The sequence below is a fragment of the Arsukibacterium perlucidum DSM 18276 genome (assembly GCF_000382165.1).
In the GTDB taxonomy this organism is placed as follows: Bacteria; Pseudomonadota; Gammaproteobacteria; order Enterobacterales; family Alteromonadaceae; genus Alishewanella; species Alishewanella perlucidum.
Genome location: NZ_KB907750.1, coordinates 1 through 6,644, shown reverse-complemented (window position 1 = coordinate 6,644; position 6,644 = coordinate 1). Strand labels below are relative to the sequence as shown.

Here is a 6,644-nt window from a genome sequence, read left to right as displayed (position 1 = left end):
GGTTGCTATTTGCCTTACTTGTGGCTGAAAAAAGGAGCTTCAGCCTGGGTGCTGTTACCTGCTGCAATCAGTCTGGCATTATTTGCCTGGTTGTTAACGCTTCACCCAACGGCTGCTGGACGTGTTTACGCGGCTTATGGCGGAGTATACGTAACAATAGCAATAGTCTGGTTGTGGGGAGTAGATGGCATTCAACCACACCGCTGGGATCTGGCTGGCGTGGGGCTAATGCTCGCAGGCATGGCAGTGATCATGTTTGCGCCGAGATAAACAATTTGTTTTGAGCACGGTATTACGAAAAGAAAGACTTAGGTACTTTTATCATTTATAGCAATGGTTTTTCTGTTCTTGATTAAGAATTTTTCAGAATACATTGTGTATCAAATGTTAGTCGCCCACAAAAATGGTTACAGCAGTGCCTGATTTACCTATTTTTTTACAAGGTGTACGCTTTGTTACTATTTCAGTTAAAAAGCTGCACTTTAATCACTATTAAGGTGCAAAGTGAGCATAGTTTCATCGTATTGAGGTTAATGTCCGTTAATCGCTCAAAGCGGTCAGTAGATCATTTTGCCACAGGCAGCTCCCGCCAGTTCGTCGTGTAGGCCGGCGACAATAGTTCACGCTTCATGCTCCATTCCTGCTTAGCGCCCTGACTAGCGAAAAAGATTGTATTGGCGTGCTTAGTGTTCAGCTTATCCATCAGTTGCATCAGCGCTTGGTCGGATTCTTTTTGAACGATAGGATCATCAAACAAGCCTGGCTGATATACTCCGGGGTCATAAAAATCAGCTAACATTACTCCCGCTTTAGCATAGCGATAACCATCAACCCACAAGCCATCTAATAACCGCATAGCTTTCGTTAGAAACACACGAGTGTCACTGCATGGGCTATCTAGTTCAAGACTTTTACTGGCAGAGTAGGGCGCGTCTTTGTCGCTAAACGGGCTGGTGCGTAAGAACACAGTTAGGTGTTTGGCCTGTTGCTGCTCCTGACGCAGTTTCTTGCAGGCCCTGCTGATGTATTCGCTAATAGCCTCCCGCATTTGCTGTTTGTCAGTGATACGTTCACCGAAAGCCCGGCTACTGATAATCTGCTTTTTGGTAGGAGCCATTTCTTCCAGTGCAATACAAGATTCGCCATTTAGCTCTCGGACGGTGCGCTCAACCACGACTGAGAAATGCTGCCAAATATAATTGGGATCAGCATCAGCCAACTGCAGAGCAGTATCTATACCCAGTTGCTGCAGGCGTTTAGTCAGCTTACGGCCTATCCCCCATACTTCACTGACAGGTAACAAAGCCAGTAATTTACGTTGTCTGTCTCTATTGGTTAAATCCACCACACCACCGGTTTTATGCCATGTCTTGGCAGCATGGTTGGCAAGCTTCGCCAAGGTCTTACTTGGTGCTATACCAACACAAACGGTTATGCCTATGCATTTTTGAATTACCTGGCGTATGGATAGACCAAACTCTGTTAGGCTCTGGCTGTGTTCGACACCGGTCAGATCAAGAAATGCCTCATCAATGGAATAGACCTCAACGCGTGGTGCCATACTCTCCAGTGTACTCATGACCCGCTGCGACATATCTGCATACAGGGCATAGTTAGAAGAGAAGGCTAAAATACCGTGCTTTTGCATTAACTCCCGCACCTGGAACACCGGTACACCCATTTTAACGCCGAGTTTTTTAGCTTCCTTTGAGCGAGCCACGACACAACCATCGTTATTAGATAACACCACTACAGGGGTATTAACTAAGTCGGGCCGGAATAATTTTTCACAGCTGGCGTAAAAATTGTTGCAGTCCACTAACGCGAATATACCCTGACTCATTTGCGTTTCATTTGCCTGATAACGTTAGTTACCACACCAAAGATATTCAACTCGTCACCGTCGCGAAAGCAGATAGGCTGGTAATTCGGATTACGTGGTAATAGTTGTAGCAGAGGGCGCAGGCATAACTCCTTTACCGTAAATTCACCGCCGATGGCAGCTACCACGATATCGCCATGCTCCGCATCAATTGACCGGTCCACCACAAGTACATCACCATCAAAGATACCGGCCTCTATCATCGAATCACCGCATACCCGAACAAAGAACGTTGCATTCGGGTGTTTGATGCACAGCTCGTTTAAGTCCAGAGTTCGTTCAACATAGTCCTGTGCCGGCGAGGGAAACCCTGCTTGAACAGGACCACTATAAAACGGGATAGCGCGCTTAGGCCAGAAATCGGCATTGCCAATAAATACTGCAGACATACCCACCTCATATATGTATATATATACAGTATATCAATGTGGGTGAGATTGGCAATTTAGAAACCGATAAAAAGTAGTGCTGGCTAATAGCGGCATGTTTTCAGCTTGCAGTGCGGCTTTTGTCTATTAGCGTACCGAGGCTTGTTAGTGCATCTGTATAGCAATTGTAGGCGTCACCCACCTGATACCACTGGTTGCAGCGGTAACCTGGTAGCATTAACACAATCAACTTCTTACTATTGTCGGGTTGCAGTTTTGCCAGTGATGGTAAGTCCCTACCAAGGCCACTCCAAACTTGGAGCATCGCAACAGCTTCCTGCTCTGTAACTCTCTGATTATCCATATTCAGATCCAATAAGTGAATTATTAGTTAAAAATAGATTTACAAATGATTGATGTCAAATAGCTCAGATACTAGAATGCTGCCAACTGTTGAGAGAAATAGTGAGTAAACTTCAGGATGAAACCGACTACTGCACATAACTTTCCTGCTATGCCAATGCCCCAACGCCCCTTGAACCCAAGTCCACTCGAAATGGTGATTTATAACTACGAGGTAAAGGCACGGGCGTTTCATCTTGAGCGAAATAAAGCTGCGCCAAAAAACGAATGTCCACAAACCAAATTGCAGCGGATTGCCAAGTGTGAGCGTGACCAAAAACATCTACGGATGGAGCGTCGAAAGATTGCAGCTCATGTTAGATTGCAAACGCAACTAACAGACTATAGAGCTTCTAATAAGCTGAAATCCGCTACCGAATTGCAGACTGAGGAACACCACCCAACAAAGCGCCTTGTAAGAAACTTGCGAGCCGTTGGCGAAGTGAAGCCGACATCGTTTCACGAAGCCCACCATATTATTCCAGGCAAAGGCCGATATTTAAAAGTGGATATGTTGACGTGCCGGCTAAATTTACATCAATACGGTGTTGGCATTAATGACCCGGTAAACGGAGTGTGGTTAAGAAACTTTGCCCGCAATATGCCGGATGATTGGGCTACCCCTGAAGCCCCAGCTCATCGTAAGCTGCATACTTATCAATATGAAGAGTGGATTAGCGATTTACTGTCTAACGACAATCTTCCAGAAGCGCTTTATTTGAATCGACTTCATGCTGTTAAAGTGCAGCTTAAGACTGGTACACATCCGGTCAAAATCCTCGAAGAGAAAAGAAGTAGTTAATTATGAGCACGAAAGTTTATCGCTTAAAACGAGAGATTGATTCGTACGAAGTACCAGATTTGGATCTGATGCAAGTGGCCAAGTTGATTGGTGATACAGATTTAAAATTGGTTCGCCGGTTTGTCAGATTGCACGAGAGTATTAAAGACCGCTGGGTGCAACCTGAGTGTCCGCTAAGTGAACCATTTCGAAACGGGGAACCGCTGCCGGACGTATCGTTTTGGGGTGGTTTTTTACTACTGAACAGCAAAGCTAAAGAATGCCTGATGCCGTTAATAGCGAATGATGGTGAGTTATTGCCGTTGATACTCGATGGTGTCGATTATGACTTTTTTAACTGTATGTCTGCAGGTAAAGAGCAAGCAGAGTTATGCATAAAAAAATACCTGGACGGGTTTGAGTGCGGATTAGAAACGCTTGTCTTTGATGAAGATAGCCTGCAGGACTTAAACATTTTTAAATCTGAACTTGAAGGCTATAAAGCATTATTCGTATCGGAAACGTTTAAACAATGCTGTGAAGAACACAATCTCACTGGAATAAGGTTCGACAAAGACGTACTGAACATATTTTAATGATGGTTTACCTAAATTTGCTATCGGCAGCGAGAGTATGCGATCAATGCCGAAAACCCCAATTTGTACTAATGATCCTCTACTCGATCAATAGAAAGTCACAAATTGACGGTTTTTGAAAAAAAGAGGTACAAGATTAAGATATGTCATTGGTTTTATTGGTTATTGCTCCCTGCTTATACGCATCCTTAAATTGCTGATTGGTGTTGAACCAATTAACAGCTAAACATGGGTAATAATTTTCAGTATTTCATAAACTGCCGTTATGGAAATGCTGAGGGTCGACTTGCCCAAACGTCCTTAGATTACCAATCTATTCCGAAAACACCGTTAAATTTGGCGGCATGCTACGTTGACCTATCCATGTTCCAGGTCTCACCTGAAGGAATTACCAATCTATTCCGAAAACACCGTTAAATTTGGCGGCATGCTACGTTGACCTATCCATGTTCCAGGTCTCACCTGAAGGAATTACCAATCTATTCCGAAAACACCGTTAAATTGAGCCATATGCTGCTTTGCCCTATCCAGTTTCCAGGTCTCACCTGAAGGAATTACCAATCTATTCCGAAAACACCGTTAAATTTGGCAGCATGCTACGTTGACCTATCCATGTTCCAGGTCTCACCTGAAGGAATTACCAATCTATTCCGAAAACACCGTTAAATTGAGCCATATGCTGCTTTGCTCTATCCAGGTTCCAGATCTCACCTGAAGGAATTACCAATCTATTCCGAAAACACCGTTAAATTTGGCGGCATGCTGATTTATACATCCTGGCTTCAAGGTCGCGACTAACTAGATTACCCATCTATTCCGAAAATGCCGTCAATTTGAGCAACGCCCCAGATTTTTCAGCGAGCTAACTATATAACTCGCTGCTTGCAAATTCGTTAGGGATTATTCTACAGTATCTTCTTCCGAACCCCTGTACTCATCATTGTTTGGGTTAAGCTGGTTCGCGTGATTATCCAGGCTATCCCAGTATGAGTCGTTGTTGGGGTTCATGCTGTCACTGCGATCATCGTTTGCTGTTCTACTCATTGCTGTTTCTCCTTTTGAATTGGATTTAACTGTTTACCGCGATTTCCTTGTGCAAGGTCGTATTGACGGTTGGTGCCAGTAGTTCCTGGATTTTTGTTTTGAATATTTGCGCTGTTGTCCTGCGGGGTAATGTGCTTTTTCATAATAGCTCCTTGATTGATATTGCCCAACGGCATCGCTATAGTCGCAAAGTCATAAAGATAAATAAGGGACAAATGACTGAAATGTTGGCAAAGGAACTGCAGTGTGGTTTGAATTTTTTAATGTGGCCAGAGGTAGTAGGGAAAGCCGTCTTTGAATCGAATTCCTTGGCTGAATTTTTTCTAAACGTAATCCGATTAAAGCCTGGGAATGAAGATGTGACTTCCGACCATGCATTTTTCCGGAAGATAAGAGCGAATGACATTACTCAAGAAGACGCTGATGCTTTTTTCAGGCGCTACGGCTCAGAAGCTGCGGCTAACGCAAAACCAATCCGGGAAATAGGTGCCTGGACGATCTTCAAGTTGTATGCAGATTCAGAGAGCGCACTTCTTGATGAATCTAAAACTAATCCACTACGTAGAGCTCGGTTAAAGCAGTTTTTTGCTTTTATTGGATATATTTGCGGTGTTGATTCTGCTTTCATAAGGGAATGCCAAAGCTACGCGCCGGATGTTAATTACGATTTTTTGCGACGCTCACATCTTGAGTGGCTGCTTATCGATGTTGATTTAAGTCAGAATGACAAAGTCGAAACCGCAAAACTGATGATTGCTGCCATGCTAAATTTTGCAGCATTACTAAGTCTCTATATTAAATGCTCATTTATTGATGATAATGGTACTTCATTACACAAGTCTCTAGTCGCTAGCTTTTTACCTGAAATAGTTATAAAGGGAACAGTGCCTAGTTTTATTAACTCAAATCACTTGCTAATGGAGCTTCTAAAAAAGGCATGGGAGAAAAGCGAACATAGGATTGATGACAAGTGCACTTGGCAGGGGTATTACAGAGACTTGGCAAGAGCTGAAAAGCTTGATATTGCTTGGTATTCTAATCCTGCTGCAAAACTGCCAGACGAGTTAAAAGACCCTGAAGTGAGTAAGTTTAAAAAGCGAATAAGCAGAATTAAAAGTGGTGTCTTGAGTGGCAAAAATATAAAGCCTGTTTTGGTTTCTGTGAAGGAGTTACAACAGACCTTCATAAAAGCTATCTCACCAGAGCATTCCACCCAGTTTGATGAGAGTTTGCTCGATTTCGCGATAGTTAAAGTATTTGAATATGTGCAACTTTCGCTTCTGAGTGACGGAATATGCGAGAGTATAAAAAAATCTGTGTAAGTGGCATTCTACCCATGTATTTGAAAGGAATAAAGAATGCCAGTATCAGACCAGCTTATCGATCAGTTATTAGCTGATTACAGATCCCCTGAAGACCTGCTTGGTGAGCAAGGTATCCTTAAGCAGTTAACTAAAAAGCTTGCTGAGCGTGCCCTTGAAGCTGAGATGGAGCAACATCTTGGTTATGCCAAACATGATGCTATCGGTAAAAATACCGGTAACTCTCGCAATGGTAAAAGTCGTAAATCT

General features: G+C 43.3%; 9 protein-coding genes. 5 read left to right on the top strand and 4 right to left on the bottom strand.

The features are described 5' to 3' along the window. The coding region (locus H141_RS0119115) for a YnfA family protein (protein ID WP_019677880.1) at positions 1-270 on the top strand (270 nt) is incomplete at its 5' end. A 295-nt stretch (positions 271-565) separates the two neighbouring features. On the opposite strand, the gene umuC is transcribed toward H141_RS0119115, so the two are convergent. Both umuC and umuD read right to left on the bottom strand, forming a co-directional pair. Next, a complete protein-coding gene (gene umuC / locus H141_RS0119110) occupies positions 566-1,843 on the bottom strand; it encodes a translesion error-prone DNA polymerase V subunit UmuC (protein ID WP_019677879.1) in 1,278 nt (425 codons plus the stop codon). Further along, complete coding sequence (gene umuD / locus H141_RS0119105) at positions 1,840-2,271, bottom strand: translesion error-prone DNA polymerase V autoproteolytic subunit (protein ID WP_019677878.1); 432 nt, start codon at positions 2,269-2,271, stop codon at positions 1,840-1,842. The genes umuC and umuD overlap by 4 nt, the downstream gene beginning before the upstream one ends. Before the next feature lie 460 nt (positions 2,272-2,731). Here umuD and H141_RS0119095 point away from each other — a divergent pair, with 460 nt between their 5' ends. Together H141_RS0119095 and H141_RS0119090 are read left to right on the top strand one after the other, a co-directional pair. Continuing rightward, a complete protein-coding gene (locus H141_RS0119095; protein WP_051090425.1) occupies positions 2,732-3,454 on the top strand; it encodes an AHH domain-containing protein in 723 nt (240 codons plus the stop codon). 2 nt (positions 3,455-3,456) lie between these two features. Beyond that, a complete protein-coding gene (locus H141_RS0119090) occupies positions 3,457-4,029 on the top strand; it encodes an imm11 family protein (RefSeq protein ID WP_019677875.1) in 573 nt (190 codons plus the stop codon). A gap of 900 nt (positions 4,030-4,929) precedes the next feature. Here H141_RS0119090 and H141_RS21700 read toward each other — a convergent pair. Together H141_RS21700 and H141_RS21695 are read right to left on the bottom strand one after the other, a co-directional pair. Continuing rightward, positions 4,930-5,073 (bottom strand): hypothetical protein, encoded by a 144-nt coding sequence (locus tag H141_RS21700; protein WP_019677874.1) that lies wholly within the window; start codon positions 5,071-5,073, stop codon positions 4,930-4,932. Then, positions 5,070-5,216 (bottom strand): hypothetical protein, encoded by a 147-nt coding sequence (locus H141_RS21695; RefSeq protein ID WP_019677873.1) that lies wholly within the window; start codon positions 5,214-5,216, stop codon positions 5,070-5,072. Before H141_RS21695 ends, H141_RS21700 begins: the two co-directional genes overlap by 4 nt. A gap of 72 nt (positions 5,217-5,288) precedes the next feature. Here H141_RS21695 and H141_RS0119075 point away from each other — a divergent pair, with 72 nt between their 5' ends. Together H141_RS0119075 and H141_RS0119070 are read left to right on the top strand one after the other, a co-directional pair. Beyond that, positions 5,289-6,395 (top strand): hypothetical protein, encoded by a 1,107-nt coding sequence (locus tag H141_RS0119075; protein WP_083923098.1) that lies wholly within the window; start codon positions 5,289-5,291, stop codon positions 6,393-6,395. Positions 6,396-6,431: 36 nt separating this feature from the next. Further along, positions 6,432-6,644 (top strand): transposase (locus H141_RS0119070; protein ID WP_019677871.1); only part of this gene is annotated, 213 nt, incomplete at its 3' end.